At 55.5% G+C, this 17307-nt stretch carries 16 protein-coding genes; 13 read left to right on the top strand and 3 right to left on the bottom strand.

Going from position 1 to position 17307, the window contains the following annotated elements; all coding sequences use genetic code 11:
• The first annotated feature begins 18 nt into the window (after positions 1-18).
• The 10 genes from pgeF (at position 19) to C5Y44_RS06010 (ending at position 9811) form a co-directional block, all read left to right on the top strand.
• Positions 19-747: a peptidoglycan editing factor PgeF gene (gene pgeF / locus C5Y44_RS05970; RefSeq protein WP_105324124.1), complete on the top strand. Its 729-nt coding sequence runs from the start codon at positions 19-21 to the stop codon at positions 745-747.
• The gene (locus tag C5Y44_RS05975; RefSeq protein ID WP_105324125.1) at positions 748-1464 is read left to right on the top strand and encodes a YggS family pyridoxal phosphate-dependent enzyme; all 717 of its coding nucleotides are present in this window, start codon (positions 748-750) and stop codon (positions 1462-1464) included.
• A 41-nt stretch (positions 1465-1505) separates the two neighbouring features.
• Positions 1506-1952 carry a cell division protein SepF gene (locus tag C5Y44_RS05980; protein WP_066793166.1) on the top strand — a complete coding sequence of 149 codons (447 nt, stop codon included), beginning with the start codon at positions 1506-1508 and terminating at the stop codon, positions 1950-1952.
• A gap of 88 nt (positions 1953-2040) precedes the next feature.
• The gene (locus C5Y44_RS05985) at positions 2041-2334 is read left to right on the top strand and encodes a YggT family protein (protein WP_105324126.1); all 294 of its coding nucleotides are present in this window, start codon (positions 2041-2043) and stop codon (positions 2332-2334) included.
• Between the two features lie 219 nt (positions 2335-2553).
• On the top strand, positions 2554-3633 hold the full coding sequence (locus C5Y44_RS05990; RefSeq protein ID WP_105324127.1) for a DivIVA domain-containing protein: 1080 nt from the start codon (positions 2554-2556) through the stop codon (positions 3631-3633).
• Positions 3634-3709: 76 nt separating this feature from the next.
• On the top strand, positions 3710-3868 hold the full coding sequence (locus tag C5Y44_RS13355; protein ID WP_199185994.1) for a hypothetical protein: 159 nt from the start codon (positions 3710-3712) through the stop codon (positions 3866-3868).
• Between the two features lie 237 nt (positions 3869-4105).
• The gene (gene ileS / locus C5Y44_RS05995) at positions 4106-7249 is read left to right on the top strand and encodes an isoleucine--tRNA ligase (protein ID WP_105324128.1); all 3144 of its coding nucleotides are present in this window, start codon (positions 4106-4108) and stop codon (positions 7247-7249) included.
• 46 nt (positions 7250-7295) lie between these two features.
• The gene (locus C5Y44_RS06000; RefSeq protein WP_105324129.1) at positions 7296-7874 is read left to right on the top strand and encodes a HEAT repeat domain-containing protein; all 579 of its coding nucleotides are present in this window, start codon (positions 7296-7298) and stop codon (positions 7872-7874) included.
• Positions 7875-7878: 4 nt separating this feature from the next.
• A complete protein-coding gene (locus C5Y44_RS06005) occupies positions 7879-8919 on the top strand; it encodes a MerR family transcriptional regulator (protein ID WP_105324344.1) in 1041 nt (346 codons plus the stop codon).
• A 91-nt stretch (positions 8920-9010) separates the two neighbouring features.
• On the top strand, positions 9011-9811 hold the full coding sequence (locus C5Y44_RS06010) for a DMT family transporter (protein ID WP_105324130.1): 801 nt from the start codon (positions 9011-9013) through the stop codon (positions 9809-9811).
• 17 nt (positions 9812-9828) lie between these two features.
• On the opposite strand, the gene C5Y44_RS06015 is transcribed toward C5Y44_RS06010, so the two are convergent.
• Both C5Y44_RS06015 and C5Y44_RS06020 read right to left on the bottom strand, forming a co-directional pair.
• The gene (locus C5Y44_RS06015) at positions 9829-11316 is read right to left on the bottom strand and encodes a mannitol dehydrogenase family protein (protein ID WP_105324131.1); all 1488 of its coding nucleotides are present in this window, start codon (positions 11314-11316) and stop codon (positions 9829-9831) included.
• A 6-nt stretch (positions 11317-11322) separates the two neighbouring features.
• Positions 11323-12645: an RbtT/DalT/CsbX family MFS transporter gene (locus C5Y44_RS06020; protein ID WP_105324132.1), complete on the bottom strand. Its 1323-nt coding sequence runs from the start codon at positions 12643-12645 to the stop codon at positions 11323-11325.
• A gap of 142 nt (positions 12646-12787) precedes the next feature.
• Between C5Y44_RS06020 and C5Y44_RS06025 the strand changes: the two genes are divergently transcribed.
• The 3 genes from C5Y44_RS06025 to C5Y44_RS06035 are packed head-to-tail and all read left to right on the top strand — an operon-like array spanning position 12788 to position 16349.
• Positions 12788-13603 (top strand): DeoR/GlpR family DNA-binding transcription regulator, encoded by an 816-nt coding sequence (locus C5Y44_RS06025; RefSeq protein ID WP_105324133.1) that lies wholly within the window; start codon positions 12788-12790, stop codon positions 13601-13603.
• A gap of 30 nt (positions 13604-13633) precedes the next feature.
• On the top strand, positions 13634-15004 hold the full coding sequence (gene xylB / locus C5Y44_RS06030) for a xylulokinase (RefSeq protein ID WP_105324134.1): 1371 nt from the start codon (positions 13634-13636) through the stop codon (positions 15002-15004).
• A 10-nt stretch (positions 15005-15014) separates the two neighbouring features.
• On the top strand, positions 15015-16349 hold the full coding sequence (locus C5Y44_RS06035; protein WP_105324135.1) for a DNA polymerase IV: 1335 nt from the start codon (positions 15015-15017) through the stop codon (positions 16347-16349).
• Here the strand turns inward: C5Y44_RS06035 and C5Y44_RS06040 are convergent.
• On the bottom strand, positions 16341-17255 hold the full coding sequence (locus C5Y44_RS06040; RefSeq protein ID WP_105324136.1) for an asparaginase: 915 nt from the start codon (positions 17253-17255) through the stop codon (positions 16341-16343). The genes C5Y44_RS06035 and C5Y44_RS06040 overlap by 9 nt on opposite strands.
• Positions 17256-17307: the final 52 nt, after the last annotated feature.

A 17307-nucleotide genomic window follows, 5' to 3' on the forward strand; every position in this document is an offset into this window, starting at 1 on the left:
ACGCGCTAGTCTGGTTACATGCCAGTTAATGAGGAAATCTTCCGCCCCGTCCGCATGGTGTTTACCACCCGTGCCGGCGGGGCTTCGGCATCGCCATATCAGTCTTTTAACCTAGGCGATCATGTTGGTGATGACCCCGAAGCCGTAGCCGCAAACCGTCAGCGCTTAGCCACCGTCACCGGAGTTGATGACATCGTGTGGATGGAACAGCTCCACACCAACACGGTGACAGTGGTGGATAAAGATACCCCGGTCCCCGTCGAGGCCACTGATGCCATAGTGACTACGACACCACGACTCGGACTCGGAGTGCTCGTTGCAGACTGTGTCCCGGTACTTCTTGCTGATTCCAAAGCCAAAGTAGTTGCAGCAGCGCACGCAGGTCGCATGGGTGCCCGCAATGGGATTATCGCCAATACGATTGATGCAATGGTGGAACTTGGTGCTACCCCTGCAAATATCCAGGTCCTTTTGGGACCTGCAGCCTCGGGACGTAATTATGAAGTTCCAGAGGATATGGCTAATGATGTAGAAGCCCATCTACCGGGTTCAAAGACCCGTACTACCAAAGGAACCTGGGGAGTAGACGTCCGCGCAGGCCTGATTCGCCAACTGATGAGCAAAGGCGTTACCGCAATTGAAGCGGATCCCCGGTGCACCATTGAAGACAAAGACTTCTTTTCATACCGCCGCGAAGGAAAAACCGGGCGACAAGCGGGCCTAATCTGGCTCGAGGAGGAAAAATAAATGACCACCAGCTCCAGCGACGTGCACAATGCTGATAACCGCCGTGAAGAGCTAGCCGCAGGTTTGAAAGAGACCCGCGCGCTGATTGAAAAACTGGCCCACGAGGCTGGACGCAGTGATGTACCGGAATTGCTCCCGGTGACGAAGTTTCACCCAGCGGCAGATATTGCATTGCTCGCCGAATTAGGGATCACGGACGTTGCAGAAAACCGTGAGCAGGAAGCACGCGCGAAGGCAGAAGAGCTTTCCGATATACGCTTCCACATGATTGGCCAGGTACAGACGAAAAAGGCGAACCACGTGGCCCGCTGGGCTCACTCCGTACACTCTGTAGATACAGAAAAGCTTGCAGTGGCTCTCAACCGTGGGGTAGACAACGCGCAGCGCGATATCCTCCCGGTTTTTATCCAGGTCTCTCATGACGGCGATACCGCACGTGGGGGAGTAGCCCCTGAAGGGGTAGAGGAATTAGCGCAAATCATTGAAGATTTGCCAAACTTAGAACTTCGTGGATTGATGGTCGTTCCGCCGCTAGAATCGGATGCTAAGCAAGTATTTACCTCGGTCCGTGAGCTCACCGACAAGCTGGGTGAGCAGCTTAAACGCCCATTGTTACTATCCGCGGGAATGAGCGCGGATTTAGCCGATGCAATTGCATCCGGTACAGATATCGTGCGTGTCGGAACCGGAATAATGGGGGCACGGCCATTAGGTTAAATGGCAACGATAAATACCCGGCATCTCAAAGGGAGTAATGAATGTCTTTTCTGGTAAAGACCAAAGAATTTTTTGGCCTCGCTGAGCCTGAGGCTGGCGTAGACGACGCTTACTACGTCGATGAGCCACGCTACGAAACCCAGGGTTCTGCTGCATACGCACCTCGTCCATCGGCATATGCTCACACCATTGCTGAGCCTGAGTACGAACCAACCATCGTTGCTGTCACCGTTGTTGCCTTCAACCAGGCACAGAAGATTGGTGAACCATTCCGCGATGGCGACGCAGTTGTCTTTGAAGTAACTGACGCTGACTTCGATGTAGCGAAGCGCTTCATCGACTTCGCAGCTGGCCTGTGCTTTGGTCTGCGTGGCAAGATGCTGAATCTAACCCGCGATATGGATACTGACCGTCGCGTGTTCGCGATTGTTCCTGAGGGCGCAGTTATCCCGACGGTAGAGCTCGAAGACGTCGCTGGTCTTCGCTAAAACCGAACTAAGACCTTGATAGAGATGCCAACCCCACCCCAAAAGGTGGGGTTGTGTGGGTTTTAACTACTGCTGATAGGGTTAATGCGTGACTGCATTCGGAATTATTCTGCTCGCGCTACTAAGGCTTTATACCTTAGTGCTGATCGTCCGCATCATTATCGAGATGATCCAGTCCTTCTCGCGCCAATTTAATCCACCGCGCTGGTTTATGGTTATTGCAGAACCACTCTTTGTGATAACAGATCCGCCGGTCAAGGCGTTACGAAGGATTGTGCCTCCCATGCAGATGGGTGGTGTCGCACTCGACTTATCTGTGTTAGTTTTGTTTATTATTTTGCAGGTTTTGCAACTTATTGTGCGCGGTGTTTTCATCGGGTAGTGGCACAATTGGTGCCCTAAACCTGAAGAAATGCGTAGAAACACAGATGTTTTAACTAGATTTAGGTAACCTAGTAGTTTAGATTTAGAGAAAACGTACATTAATTGAACTTTTTGGCCGTGATGACAATGTCCTAAGGGATAATGTCCATTAAGGTGAAAGAGAACGAAGTACTTCGGGTCACCGGAGTTCGACCGACTTGAAGGGGAAGAGAAGTCCATGCCACTGTCACCCGCTGACGTACACAATGTCGCATTCAGCAAGCCGCCGATTGGCAAGCGTGGCTACAACGAAGACGAGGTTGATCAGTTCCTCGATCTCGTTGAGGATGCTTTAGCCCAGCTCCAGGATGAGAACTACGAACTGCAAAAGCAGCTCGAAGACGGTTCTGGTTCTACTAAGGCCGCTGCTGCCGCACCTGCTGTAGATGAAGCTGCTGTACGCAAGTCCGTAGAGTCCGAACTTCGCGCAGAATACGAAAAGAAACTGGCTGACGCTAAGGCAGAAGCTAACAAGGCCAAGGATGAAGCGTCCAAGGCAAAGGCTGAAGCTGAAAAGGCTAAGTCCGCCAAGCCTGCAGCAGCTGCTGCTCCAGCTGCAGCTGATAACACTGCTGAGGTTAAGGCAGCTCAGGATGAGACCGCTAAGGTTCGTCAGGAGCTGGAAGCAGCTAAGAAGGAACTGGAAGCTGCGAAGAAGGAAAACTCCACGCTGAAGGCGTCGAAGTCTTCCTCCGCTGCTGCACCAGCAGCTGCTGCCGCAACCGGCGCTGCCGCTGGCACCACCGGTGCAGCGACGCCAGAGACCCACATGCAGGCAGCCCGCATCTTGGGCATGGCTCAGGACATGGCGGACCGTCTCTCCAACGAGGCACGTGCGGAATCTGATTCCATGCTGACTGAGGCACGCGAAGCTGCTGAGAAGCAGTTGGCTGAAGCTGAGTCTCGTTCCTCCACCCAGCTGTCTGAGGCAGAGGCTCGTTCTAAGAAGCTGGTTGCTGATGCTGAGGCTAAGGCAAAGCAGACTGAGTCTGAAGCGAACTCCCGCGCTGAGGCTCAGATCCGTCAGGCTGAGGACAAGGCCGCTGCACTCGAGGCAGAGGCAACCAAGAAACACAACGAGGTCATGACCACGATCAAGACCCAGCAGACTGCTCTTGAAAACCGCATTGCGGAACTGCGTACCTACGAGCGCGAATACCGCACTCGTCTGAAGACGCTGTTGCAGTCCCAGCTGGAAGAGCTTGAGTCCCGCGGCTCTGCGGCACCAAACGGTGACGTTTCCAAGGACGCTAACTAAAAGGCTCAATGACGCCCCCGGCGCTGCAGTTTAAATGCTGTGGCACCGGGGGTGTTTTCGTTAATAGGAGATTAATGTGCTCATTGCAGCATTGGTTTTAGCGCTCATCGCGTTCATAGCGTTTGTAAACTACATCCTGTCCGCGGCAACGTGGTCGCTGATCGTAGTCTTTGTGGCTGCCGGTGCGGGGTTGGTGCTCTTTTTCCTGGATTGGTATAAAAAGTCCAAGCGTTAGCATCGAAGAATTTGACGTTAGGTGTAAACTAAGCAGCGTATGCATTGATCCGGCTATCACCGGGGAGTATTTCGGAAGAAAAGCACAGCTTGCGTGCTGATTAGAACCGGACGGGTGGGACCGAAATATCCTTCACTACCAATGAAGTGGGGCATTAAATGCCCAAGCAGGGTGGTACCGCGCACGCACAGTGCGTCCCTGTTGAATAAACACATTGACGAAGTGAAGGATTAATTAATGGACGTAGGACACGTTTATCCCAAGGTTGATATGACCGGTGGATCGTCGAAGTTTCCAGAAATGGAAACCGAGGTCCAGAAGTTCTGGAAAGAAGATGACACCTTCCAGGCTTCATTAGAACAAAGCAAAGGCAACCCAGAGTATGTCTTTTATGACGGCCCTCCTTTCGCGAACGGTTTGCCACACTATGGTCACTTGCTGACTGGTTACGTCAAGGACATCGTTCCGCGTTACCGCACCATGGCAGGCAACCACGTGCCACGCGTCTTCGGATGGGACTGCCACGGTCTGCCAGCAGAGCTAGAAGCAGAAAAGCAGCTGGGCATTACCGATAAGGCGCAGATCCACGATATGGGTCTGGAGAAGTTCAATGAGTACTGTGCTTCTTCTGTTCTGCGCTACACCGATGAGTGGGAAGAATACGTTACCCGCCAGGCTCGTTGGGTCGATTTCGAAAACGGATACAAGACGATGGATCCGAACTACATGGAATCTGTCATCTGGGCGTTTAAGACCCTTTATGACAAGGGTCTTATCTACCAGGGCTTCCGCGTCCTGCCATATTCCTGGGCTGAGCACACTCCATTGTCGAATCAGGAAACCCGTCTGGATGACTCCTACAAGATGCGCCAGGACCCAACCCTGACGGTGACTTTCCCGGTTACTGGTAATGCGCCAGAAGAGCTTGCCGATGCCGCATTCCTGGCCTGGACGACCACGCCATGGACCTTGCCTTCTAACCTGGCCTTGGCTGTCCACCCAGAGGTTGACTACGCGCTGGTGCGCGTGGGCGGAGACTCCGAGTTTACTGGCCAGAAGTTTGTTTTGGCAGAGGCTCTGGTTGGTTCCTACGCTAAGGAGCTGGGTGAAGGCCATGAGGTGCTCAAGACCTTCAAGGGTGCGGAACTCGAAGGTATTACTTATGAGCCAATCTTTGATTACTTCAAGGATCACGCAAATTCCTTCAAGATCCTGTTGGCTGATTACGTCACCACCGAAGACGGCACCGGTATTGTTCACCAGGCACCGGGCTTTGGTGAAGACGATATGGCAACCACCGCGAAGTACGGCATTGAGCTGGTCATGCCAGTCGATGATGACGGCAAGTTCACCTCGCTGACCCCTGAGTACGAAGGCCAGTTGGTATTCGATGCCAACAAGGACATCATCCGTGACCTGAAGGCCAAGGGCCGCGTCATCCGCCACGTCACCATTGAGCACTCCTACCCACACTCCTGGCGTTCCGGCGAGCCTTTGATCTACAAGGCCATGCCAGCATGGTTCGTGAAGGTTTCTGCTTTCCGCGACCGCATGGTGGAGCTCAACCACAATGAGATTGAGTGGATGCCAGAGCACGTGCGCGATGGCCAGTTCGGTAAGTGGCTCGAAGGCGCGCGTGACTGGAACATCTCCCGTTCGCGTTTCTGGGGTTCCCCAATCCCAGTGTGGATGTCTGATGATGACAAGTACCCACGCATCGATGTTTACGGTTCCTTGGATGAGCTGGAGCGCGACTTCGGCCAGCGTCCAAAGTCTTTGCACCGTCCACACATCGACGAGCTAGTGCGTCCAAACCCAGATGACCCAACCGGTAAGTCCATGATGCGCCGTGTCCCAGACGTTCTGGACGTATGGTTCGACTCTGGTTCCATGCCATTTGCGCAGGTGCATTACCCATTCGAGAACAAAGAATGGTTCGATACCCACTCGCCATCAGACTTCATCGTGGAGTACATCGGTCAGACCCGTGGCTGGTTCTACCTGCTGCACGTTTTGTCCACCGCTCTCTTTGACCGCCCAGCATTTAAGAAGGTTGTCGCCCACGGCATCGTGCTTGGTGATGATGGCCTGAAGATGTCCAAGTCTAAGGGCAACTACCCGAACGTCAATGAGGTCTTTGACCGCGATGGCTCCGATGCCATGCGTTGGTTCCTGATGTCTTCACCAATTCTGCGCGGCGGCAACCTGATCGTCACCGAGCAGGGCATTCGTGACGGCGTGCGCCAGGCACTGCTGCCAATCTGGAATGCGTACACCTTCTTGAACCTGTACGCCTCCGAGGATGCGAAGTTCGATACTAGCTCTGAGAATGTGCTGGATCGCTACATCCTGGCAAAGACTCATGACCTGGTCAAGAACGTTGATGAGGCCCTGGCAAACACGGATATTTCCACCGCAACCAATGAGGTACGCCAGTTCGCTGATGCGTTGACCAACTGGTACGTACGTCGTTCCCGTGGTCGTTTCTGGGAAGGCCAGGAAGCACACCCAGAGGCATTCAACACCCTCTACACCGTGCTGCACACTGTGTCTCGCGCAGTCGCACCACTGTTGCCGCACATCTCGGAGGTCATCTACCGGGGTCTGACCGGCGAGCGCTCCGTGCACTTGACGGCGTTCCCGAAGGCAGAAGACTACCCAGCGAATGCCGCACTGGTTGAAGCAATGGATACCACCCGCGCGGTGGCATCTGCTGCAAGCTCTGTGCGCAAGTCCAACAAGCTGCGTAACCGTCTGCCACTTCCAGCTCTGACTGTTGCCGTGGCAGATTCTGGCCAGCTTGAAGGCTTCAAGGACATCATCCGCGATGAGGTCAACGTCAAGGAAGTTATCTTGACCGACGACGTCGACTCCGTCGGCACCTTCGAAGTTGTCTGCAACGCTAAGGTGGCAGGTCCTCGTTTGGGCAAGGATGTACAGCGCGCGATCAAGAACCTCAAGGCCGGCAACTACACCCGCGAGGGCGAAAACGTTGTTGTTGATGGTGATATCACCTTAAGCCCTGAGGAATACACCGAGCGCTTGCAGGCAGCGGATCCAAAGTCCACTGCACGCATCGATGGTCTTGATGGCCTAGTTGTTCTCAACACCGAGGTCACCGAGGAACTTGAGGCAGAAGGTTGGGCAGCGGATGTTATCCGTGGCCTGCAGGATGCACGTAAGGCATCTGGCTTTGAGGTTTCCGACCGCATCAGCGTGGTCCTTTCTGTCCCAGCAGATAAGAAGGAATGGGCAACCCGTCACGCAGACCACATCGCAGCAGAGACTTTGGCAACCTCCTTTGAGGTCACCACTGATGATCTCGAGGGTGAGACCCATGAGGTGCTCTCCAGTGTTACCGCGAAGGTGGCTAAAAACTAAGGTTCTTTATTGACCTTGACACGGTGTCAGGCTGTGAGATGAAGATATGAATTCTTCTACACGCCTGCGCCGTGCACTGATGATGGGCTCAAACCCACAGTCCGGCGATTTACCAGTACTAATTCAACAGCTGGGGAAAGAGCCGGACTTTTTCGTCCGCGATATGCTCACCTGGGCTATTACTCGCCATCCCCACGATGAGAGCTTTCCGCTGTTAGTCGCAGCCTTAGATGATCCACACGCATGCGCGCAGGTGCTGCACACGTTGAGCAAAATAAACCACCCCGATACCTGGTCGGTGTTGCGCACAGAGATGCTTCACGATGCCGATGTTGCCATCCGCACCACCGCATGGCGGGCGGCTGTTGCCGCAGTGCCCGAGACGGAAGTAAATACCTTGGTCACAGAACTCATCCAAGAGCTAGGCCGCGGAGATACGGAGACCCAGCGCAGCTTAATCCGCGCGCTTGTTGCACTCGGGGATCCTGCTCGCGCACGCCTAGAGGCAATAGAGATGCAGGTACACGCCGCACTTGCGCTTTTCGATGACCCCACCAGCGCCGAGCACAGCAACCTCAACTTGGCACGCAAGGTTGCCCTGTACCCAGCACATGGGCAAGACTAAGAGCATGCTCATTGGCGAGTTTGCTCAGGTGACTGGCGTAAGTGCGCGTATGTTGCGCTATTACGAAAAGCACGGGCTTATAGCCCCCAGTGCGCGCAGTACCGCAGGGTATCGCGACTATGACGATGGTGATGTCGAGCGAGTCTTTCACATCGAAGGGCTACGCGGGCTGGGTCTATCTGTAGCGGAAGTAAAAAGTGCACTCGAGGATGCGGAGTTTTCTTTTCCCGCGGTTATTGATGAGCTGATTGTGCACTCACAGCATCGCCTGCGTGAAGAAAAACGCCTCTATGACAAACTCCGCGCAGTCAAAGCCTCTGCGGCTACCGATTGGCAAGCAGCACTGGAGGTAGTCAACCTCTTGCATAATCTGCGCTCGTCTTCGCCCTCGCGGCGCCAAGACTCCGCGATGCGGCTTGCCCCAGGCGTGGATATCCGTCAGGTCGCGCGCTTGGCCTTGAGCGAGGAAAATCCCAATGTCGCAGGTGCCTTGGCATGGGCGGTGCTGCGGACCCAGGCAAGCATCGAAGAAGGCGCCAGAGACTTAGCCCTGGAAGAAATTGTACGGGGATTAGACCATGAACACCCGCATGTGCGCCTGCGTGCCGTGCGCATCCTCGCGCAAGTAGAAAACCCAGAAGATTTCCTGCTGCAGGTCGTAGATGATTCTTCTCAAGAAGTGCGCCGCACTGCGGCGCTAGTGCTTGGCGAGCGCGGCGGGGAGGCTATCTTCGAGGAACTAATCACTATGATTGTCGAAGGCGACCATGACACCGACGCCGCGGAGGTCTTAGCGCAGTCGAAAGGCTGGCACGAACGCGGTGTGGTGCGCATCGAAAAGCTGGTGCGCGATCTTTCGCTGGAAACTGCCCAGCGGGTGCGCCTAGTGCAAGCGCTGGCGGAATTTCGAGACACCGATGCCGAAGACATACTGGCGAGCCTGACTGCTGATGACAATGCGGTAGTCGCGTTGACCGCGCAAGCAATCCTTCGCGCGCATGTGCAACGCTCGGGTTCGCAAGACGCCCGCGGACAGCAGGCATGACAGCAATCGCGATGTCTGCTCAACGCTGTCACCTAGTAGTATTCCGAATGTGAATAGTCAGGGTCAGGTCAGTCTCGCGGCGCCCGCGGTCATGGCGGTATCCGGTGCGTCTTTGTACGCGGGTGCTGCGGTGGCGGTGGGGCTCTTTGAAAGCTTTTCGCCCTTTATCGTCGCGTGGTTTCGCGTCGCAGCGGCCGGGATTATCCTGCTGGTTTTATACCGGCCCAAGTGGCGGGCTTTCGGTGGGGTAGCAGGGCGTAATGCCGCTATCTATGGCGTGATGACGATGGCGATGAATATGTCCTTTTATCAATCGCTTAATCACATCCCCATGGGCACTGCCGTAGCGATTGAATTTCTAGGACCCATCGTCGTGGCGGCGTGGGGCTCGAAACGCGCACGCGACTGGATAGCATTGGCTTTTGCCGCGTTGGGCGTGCTCGTGATTTCTGGTGCCACGTGGTCGGATAACGCAATCGGCATCCTGTGGGCACTGACCGCCGGGCTGTTCTGGGCGGGCTATATTGTCATCTCCAGCCATATTGCAGCTGATAGAGAAAATTCCCGGCAATCCATGGCCGTGGGGTTTAGCTACGCCGGCCTTTTAGCTTTGCCGGTGATGTGGCTAATGTGGCCCGAAGACCCAGGCATTCCGGGAATTACGATTGTGGGGCTTGCCGCTGGTTTGGGCCTTTTATCGGCAGCCATCCCTTATGGCTTAGACCAGGTGGTCCTACGCATGGCAGGACCGAGCCTTTTTGCGCTGCTGCAAGCTATCTTGCCGGTGGTCGCAGCCATTATCGGCGCGCTAGCTTTGGGGCAGTGGCTAACGCTCGCAGAGATGATCGGCATCGTGTTGATCATGGCCGCGGTGGCGCTGCGCCGTAACTAGTTACGGACTAGTTGGAACTAATTGCGCGCAGCAAGCAGCTTGTCCAAGGTGGCTTCGGAGCCAACCTCGTGCAGGCTGCGCAGTGTATCGGCATAAGCGGTGGTGAACTGCTCGTTATCGACTAAATCGCCAAAGACTTCGCGGTCGCGCAAAAATGCCAGGATATCCTCGTGGTTACCGGAGGCATTTTCCTTGAGGCGATCGGCCATGCGGTCATTGATAGCAATTGCTTCGCCGTGCTCATCGACGCCTTCGGCATAGCGCGCCCAAGACGCAACAATCGCTGCGGATAAGGTGACCGGTGCTTGGCCGGATTCGAGGTTTTCACGCACGACTGGCAATAGCCACTTCGGAATGCGGTCAGAAGATTCCGCACATAGGCGAGCCACGGTATCTTTAATCGCCGCATTGCCAAAGCGCGCGATCAGCTGGTGGCGGTAGGCGTCCAAATCCACGCCCGGCAGTGGGCGCAGGGAAGGAGTGCCTTCATCTTCCATGTACGCGAGCAAGAATTCGGCGAAGCGAGGATCAGCCATGACGTCGTGGACGTAGCGGTGCCCTGCCAGGTACCCGAAGTAGCACAGACCCTGGTGCGAGGCGTTGAGCAAACGCAGCTTCATCAACTCATAAGGGACAACGTCTTGGACAAGTTCAACGCCGACCTTGTCGAAGGCTGGGCGACCAGCAGCGAATTTATCCTCTAGTACCCACTGGGTGAAATCCTCACACACGACAGGCCAGGCATCGACGTAGTCAAGGTCCTCGCGGTCGGCATCGGTGGTCTCAGGCGTGATGCGGTCGACCATGGAGTTCGGAAATGGCACATTCTCATCAACCCAGGTGGCAAGTTCTGCGTCGATTGCACCGGCAAAGCTTAGGAACATGCGGTGTGCCATTTCGCCATTGCCCTGGATATTATCGCAAGACATCACGGTAAAAGGCACGGTGTTTGCTGCGCGCCGGGCAATCAGGCCTGCGGTGATAAGGCCATAGAAGGTGCGCAGCTCATCGGTCTTGCCGGCTTGTAAGTCAGCGATATCGGCGGCAACCTGTGGATTGTCAAAGTTGAATTCGCCCCGCACGTGGTCGAAGTTATACCCGCCCTCGGTAACCGTTAGGGAAACGATATTGATGGAAGCATCGGCAAGCACTGCGACGGCATTGGCAGGATCTTCCGGGGTGTATAGGTAATCAATGATGGAGCCAATCACCCGCGAGGATTGCTGGCCATCGGGAGTCTTTTCCGTCAGCGTGTACAGAAAGTCCTGGGACTTGAGGGCGTCGCGCATGCGGATATCGCTGGGCATAACACCCATGCCGATGATGCCGAAATCCAGAGCTTCGCCTTGGCGCATGAGCTTATCGATGTATAGCGCCTGGTGCGCACGGTGGAACCCACCGACACCGAAGTGCACAACTCCGGCAGTGACCTGCGAGCGGTCATATTCTGGGCCCTGAACTGGGAGCTCGTTGAGGTTTGCTTGGGAAAGTTTAGTGGTAGGCATAAAAAATTAGGCTCCTTTGGATACTTCAGAAACTTCAGAAAGGGTTTTAACAGCAGGCACGCCGTCAAAGCCGGGCTGGGTACCGCGCAGGCTGTGCGCCATGAATGCGGCAGCGGCGAAAAGCGCGAGGAAGATAAAGATCAGCCCGGTTGCGCCAACGAGTGGGTAGAAGATGGCAACGAGTGCAGGACCTGCTGCTACTGCGCCACCGACGCCGAGGTTGTAGGCAGCCATGGCGGCACCGGGGCGCTCTGGATTGAGGGAGACTGCGATGGGGGATAGTGGCACGAAACCTGCCAGGGAGACACCGAAGAGTGCGCCGCAGGCCAAGGTCAAAGCAAAGCCGAGGCCGTCTGGCAGGCCGATTTCGACAGAGAGCATCGGCACGAAATAGACCAAGGCCAAGGTCACGCCACAGGATACGGCGCCTGCCCACACGGTGGTCTTGGACCAGCCGAACTTATCGCCGATGCGGCCATAGAAGGGGTTAAAGGGCAGGTTGACCGCATAAATGACGGTGGTGAGAATCAAAAACCATGCCAGCGGCCACTCTAAGCGTTCCGTGAAATAGGCAGGGAAGAAGACCGCCATGGCGTAGGTGGGAATGGAGTTGATGGTGCGGATGTAGACCACAAAGCGTGCACGGCGGTCTATGATGAGCAGCTTGAAAGAAGCTCCGAGCGTCTCAGAGACATCTTCGGGGTTTTCAACCAGTGCCTTGCGGCCGATGCGTTCTTTAACACCGATGAGCGCACAGGCTGCGCCGATGAGAACGAGTACGAGGGAGACCCACAGGGTTTCATAGAAGCTTAAGTTAAACCACGCCATGGATACTGTCGCGGTCAGAGCGCCCAACGTCGGCAGGCCGGCGGAGAAGGCGACGTAGAACCAGCCGGTTGCCGTGCCGAGCTTTTCAGCAGGGGACACTGCGGTAATCCACACCAAGAAGCCGTAGGCAAATAGTGGGTAGCCAAAGCCACGCAGGCCGTAGCTGAGGAAAATCAGGGTGGTGGAGCTGCTGGTGAGTGCAAGGAGCAAGAAGGCGAGCTCAAAGACGACCCAGACGCCAGCGCCCAACGCCATCACGCGACGTGGGCCCCACAGGTCTGATAGCGCAGCGGCGAAGAATGCTGCAATCGCAACCGCGATGCCATAGAGCGTGACCAGAAGGCCTGCGCGGGAGACAGTAAAGCCGTGTTCGGATGAAAGGAAGGGTTCTAGGATATTGGTTTCGACACCATCACCAATCATGAAGATTGCCAGGCCGATGAAGCCCCAGATGAGTGCGCGCGGGATACCAAGTCTTTCGGTTAATGGTTCCTGTGACATGTAATAGACTCCGTTTCAGTGTAGGACACCGTCACATTTCGTGATGCTGTTAAAACTAACACGGATTTAACAAAATAATGTTATAAATAACGTAATTGATGTTAAAATTCACAGAAGTAGTGATGAAAGTAAAGGTGCATCCATGTCTAGCCCCGTAGAATCCCGGCGCGCGGAGATAGTAAATACCGTGCGTGAACACGGGCATGCGCGGGTAGATGACCTGGCGCAACGCTTAGGCGTCAGCATTATGACTATCCACCGCGATTTAGATGCTTTAGCCGACGAAGGCCTGATTGAGCGGGTGCGCGGTGGTGCGGAGTTTGTCGAGCCAGAGTTTGCCGAAACCAATGTGGTGACCCGCCGTGAAACTAATATCGCGGTGAAAAAGGCACTCGCTGCGCATGTACCAGCGCTTATTAATGCTGGCGATATCGTGGCTTTAGATGATTCCACCACGGTTGAATACTGCGTCCCAGATGTCCTAGAAGCACGCCCGATGGGGATTATTACCCATTCTTTGCGGGTGATGCAGCAGGTATCAGCGCACGCCCCGCAGGTGTTGTTAACTGGTGCGGGCGGAAGGTTTTGCCATGAGACGGGGTCTTTTCTGGGCCAGGCGACGTGCTCGGCGGTAGAAAGGCTCAATGCGACGGTGTCGATTGTGTCGACCACCTGTATTAATGCGGCTGGAATTTATCATCCGGATGAAGATGCGGCGATTACCAAATCTGCTTTTGTGCGTCTAGGTACGCGCAAGATTTTGGTGTCTGATTCTTCGAAATTCGATAATGTTGGCATGCATTTTGTGGCGCGCTTGAGCGAATTTGATGACATCATCATTGATAACAACTTAGATGCGGACCAGCGCGCACTTTTAAAGAACACGGGCGCTACCATTCACCTTGTTGATACATCCCGGCCCACCCCGACGCTGCAGCCACCTTCGGTATTGAAGTAGCCAGAAATAGAAATAGAGCGAGAATTCACAATGACTTATGTTCTTGGCATTGACTCTTCCACGCAGTCGTGCAAAGCGGTATTGGTTGATGCTGCTTCAGGCGAAATCGTAGACCAAGCTCGTGCTAGCCAGCCAGGCGGGACGCAAGTAGATCCTGCAGAATGGATTGCGGCCTTGGAAAAGGCCACCGATGGCCTGCTTGAGAAAGCTGATGCTGTCGCCGTTGCTGGACAGCAGCACGGCATGGTGGCGCTAGATAAAGACAATCACACCGTGCGCGATGCCATGTTGTGGAATGACGTATCCTCGGCTGATGCTGCTGCAGCGCTTGTCGATGAATTAGGTGGCCCCAAAAAGACTGTCGATCTGACAGGTTCTGTGCTGGTGGCTTCTTTTACCGGCACCAAGTTGCGCTGGTTGCGTGATAATGAACCGGATAATGCGAAGCGGGTCTCCCAGGTCGTGCTGCCGCATGATTATCTCACCTGGCACTTAGGTGGGGGCCAAGAATTTACCACCGACCATGGTGATGCTTCTGGCACTGGCTATTACTCCACGCGCGAGCGCCGCTTCTTACCCGAATTAGCTGAGCAATTCTTAGGCCATAGCGTTAAGCTCCCACGCATTGCAGAGCCCAATGAGATTGTGGGACGTACTTCTTCAGGCGCTGCGATTGCCGCGGGTACTGGCGATAATATGGCTGCCGCTCTGGGCTTAGAATTGCAGCCCGGCGATGTGTGCGTGTCCGTCGGTACTTCTGGTGTGGCGAGCGCCTGGAGTAAAGAAAGCGTGCATGATGAAAACGGTTTGGTCACCGGATTTGCTGATGCAACCGGTGCTTACTTGCCGCTGGCATGCACCTTAAATGGCGCCAAGGTGCTCGATTTTGCAGCCAACCTCTTAGGTGTAGACCACCATGGACTCTCTGAGATGGCGCTGGCGGGTAATTCTTCAGTAACGCTCTTGCCGTATTTCGACGGCGAGCGCACGCCCAACCGCCCACATGCCAGCGGGTTACTCACCGGCTTGCGCACCGATACCACCCGTGAGGATTTTGCACGCGGAGTCGTCGAAGGCCTGCTGTGTTCTATGCTCGATGCCATCGAGGCCGTGGAAAAAGCCATGGGGCATAAGGCTAAGCGCGTGTTATTAACCGGTGGCGCCGCACGCAGTAGAGCAATGCAACAGCTTGCCCCGAGTATCTTCGGTGTCGATGTCATCTTGCCTGCGCCAGGCGAATATGTCGCCTTGGGTGCGGCACGCCAAGCAGCGTGGGCATTATCTGGTGAAGATGCACCACCGCAGTGGGATCTGGCGGGCACGACAACACATAGTGGCGAAGCTAACCCGGAAACTGTTGCCCGCTATCAGAAACTTCGGGATTTGACCGCGAGCTTCTAGACTTGAGAGTATGCAACGTTGGGTTCTGCACATTGATATGGATGCATTTTTCGCATCCTGTGAGCAATTAACCCGGCCAACTTTAATGGGCCGACCAGTCTTGGTCGGCGGTATGTCGGGGCGCGGCGTGGTCGCCGGTGCATCTTATGAGGCCCGCAAATACGGTGCGCGCTCGGCAATGCCGATGTACCGCGCCCAACAACTCATCGGTGCCAAAGCAGTTGTGGTGCGCCCGCGCTTTGAGGTCTACCGGCTGGCATCGCAACGCGTCTTTCATTACTTGCAAGAACGCGTCGAACTCATTGAACAGCTCAGCATCGATGAGGGATACATGGAACCAGCCGAACTAGTTGGTGCCAGCGCCGAGGAAGTCGAGGCCTGGGCGCATCAAATCCGTGCCGAAATCCGCGAACAAACCGGTTTGCCCGCGTCCATCGGTGCCGGTTCCGGCAAGCAATTTGCCAAGATTGGCTCGGGCCAAGCCAAACCCGACGGTGCCTTTGTGATCCCCGCCGAAAAACAAGAAGAAATGCTGCACCCCTTGGACGTGGAGGAACTCTGGGGCGTGGGGCCGGTGACCGCCACCAAGCTGCATTCCATTGGCGTGAACACCATTGGAGATCTTGCACGCCTTAGCCAGCGCGAAGTAGAAATCACTTTGGGTACCACCATCGGGCCGTCCTTGTGGATGATGGCTCGCGGGGTCGATGACCGCCCAGTAGCCCCGCGCGCTGAATCCAAATCGGTCTCCGCCGAGCACACCTACCCGCAAGATCTGACCACCAAAGACGAAGTCGATGGCGCTTTAGAACGCGCTCTGACCGGTGCGCACCGCCGCTTACTAAAAGACGGCCGCGGGGCGCGCACCGTCACAGTCAAAATGCGCATGGCAGATTTTCACAGTGAGACCAGATCTTTAACACTTGGCTATGCCACCGACGATATTGCGACCTTGCGCAAGGCCATGCAGTCACTTGCCCGCTACCCAGCAGAACTAGGCCCCATCCGCCTAGTCGGCGTCGGGTTTTCGGGACTAGAATCTGAGCGCCAAGACGTGCTTTTCCCCGAACTTGACCAAGCCGTCATCAGTACTGAGACCACCTTCGAAGAAGACACCACAGCCACCAAACGCACCTGGCACGCCACTCAAGATGTCTTTCACCCCGACTTTGGACACGGCTGGATCCAAGGCACCGGCCACGGCTTTGTCAGCGTGCGCTTTGAAACCCGCGCCACCGGACCTGGACCCTTCAAGTCTTTCGCAGCCGACGATGAGAAGCTCCAACCCGCCGACCCCGTGGACTCTTTAGCCTGGGACTTAGAGGAGCTAGAAGAACTAGAGTAGGGAAGCTACATCGGTGCCCGTTGCCAATGCCGCAAGCAAGACCATGCGAGCCTGCCCCGCGCGCAAAGTACCGGTGCCCAAAGCACCCGCCTGCGCAAGCGTGGCCCCGCCGCCATCGCCGCCATAAGCCAAAGTCACCGAACCTTCAGGAACGCGCGTGGTAATCAGCACGGGGATACCGGCATCCAGGGCATCCTTGACACCTTCGCCCATCGCCGAGCCCATATTTCCTGAGCCCAAACCCTCCACAACGATGCCGTTGACACCGGAGGCAACGGCGGCATCGACAGGCAAGCGCGGCGCGCCGGGCCATGCGGAAATGATGACAACATCCTGACCCGCTAGCGGAGTCAGTGGGAGAGTAGGGCGCGTGCGGATTTTCTGCGAGGTAGCTTGAAACGCCTCCAACGCGGAAGTATGTGCTTTGAAAGCCCCGCGCGCAGGAATAGTCAGCCCGCCAAATCGAATGCTCACCCCCGGCGCACCGTTCGCTGCATAAGAAATAGCATCCGCCAGGTTTTGTGGTCCATCGGATTCTGGGTGATCAAAAGAGCGCTGCGCGCCGGTAATCACCACGGGCTTTTCACCAGTGTGGAAAAGCTCCAAAGCCATCGCAGTATCTTCCATGGAATCGGTGCCGTGGGTAATAACAACCCCGGCGATGGAATCATCGGCAAGCAAAGCGTGCACACGCTGCAGCAGATCATCTAGATCCGTCAACGATAAAGACGAAGAATCCAGACGCACCGAATCAGCAGGTGAGATCTCCATGTCGGATGGCGTAGATATCACACGTGCTGCTTCTACTAGCTCAGCTGCGGAAACGGTGGGCACTAAAGCCCCGTTGGCATCGGTGGTGCAGGCAATGGTGCCGCCGGTTGCTACTACTGCAATAATTTTGGACATAGAGCAAGCTTAAAGCATTGGCGTAAAGTCATTGGTTAAAAGTTTGAAGAAA

This window comes from Corynebacterium sp. J010B-136 (assembly GCF_002967075.1).
GTDB lineage: Bacteria > Actinomycetota > Actinomycetes > Mycobacteriales > Mycobacteriaceae > Corynebacterium.

Bases quoted from the DNA above. Each gene is read 5' to 3' on its own strand.
- pgeF (WP_105324124.1), top strand. From the start codon at position 19: ATGCCAGTTAATGAGGAAATCTTCCGCCCCGTCCGCATGGTGTTTACC.
- C5Y44_RS05975 (WP_105324125.1), top strand. From the start codon at position 748: ATGACCACCAGCTCCAGCGACGTGCACAATGCTGATAACCGCCGTGAA.
- C5Y44_RS05980 (WP_066793166.1), top strand. From the start codon at position 1,506: ATGTCTTTTCTGGTAAAGACCAAAGAATTTTTTGGCCTCGCTGAGCCT.
- C5Y44_RS05990 (WP_105324127.1), top strand. From the start codon at position 2,554: ATGCCACTGTCACCCGCTGACGTACACAATGTCGCATTCAGCAAGCCG.
- ileS (WP_105324128.1), top strand. From the start codon at position 4,106: ATGGACGTAGGACACGTTTATCCCAAGGTTGATATGACCGGTGGATCG.
- C5Y44_RS06000 (WP_105324129.1), top strand. From the start codon at position 7,296: ATGAATTCTTCTACACGCCTGCGCCGTGCACTGATGATGGGCTCAAAC.
- C5Y44_RS06005 (WP_105324344.1), top strand. From the start codon at position 7,879: ATGCTCATTGGCGAGTTTGCTCAGGTGACTGGCGTAAGTGCGCGTATG.
- C5Y44_RS06010 (WP_105324130.1), top strand. From the start codon at position 9,011: ATGGCGGTATCCGGTGCGTCTTTGTACGCGGGTGCTGCGGTGGCGGTG.
- C5Y44_RS06015 (WP_105324131.1), bottom strand. From the start codon at position 11,316: ATGCCTACCACTAAACTTTCCCAAGCAAACCTCAACGAGCTCCCAGTT.
- C5Y44_RS06020 (WP_105324132.1), bottom strand. From the start codon at position 12,645: ATGTCACAGGAACCATTAACCGAAAGACTTGGTATCCCGCGCGCACTC.
- C5Y44_RS06025 (WP_105324133.1), top strand. From the start codon at position 12,788: ATGTCTAGCCCCGTAGAATCCCGGCGCGCGGAGATAGTAAATACCGTG.
- xylB (WP_105324134.1), top strand. From the start codon at position 13,634: ATGACTTATGTTCTTGGCATTGACTCTTCCACGCAGTCGTGCAAAGCG.
- C5Y44_RS06035 (WP_105324135.1), top strand. From the start codon at position 15,015: ATGCAACGTTGGGTTCTGCACATTGATATGGATGCATTTTTCGCATCC.
- C5Y44_RS06040 (WP_105324136.1), bottom strand. From the start codon at position 17,255: ATGTCCAAAATTATTGCAGTAGTAGCAACCGGCGGCACCATTGCCTGC.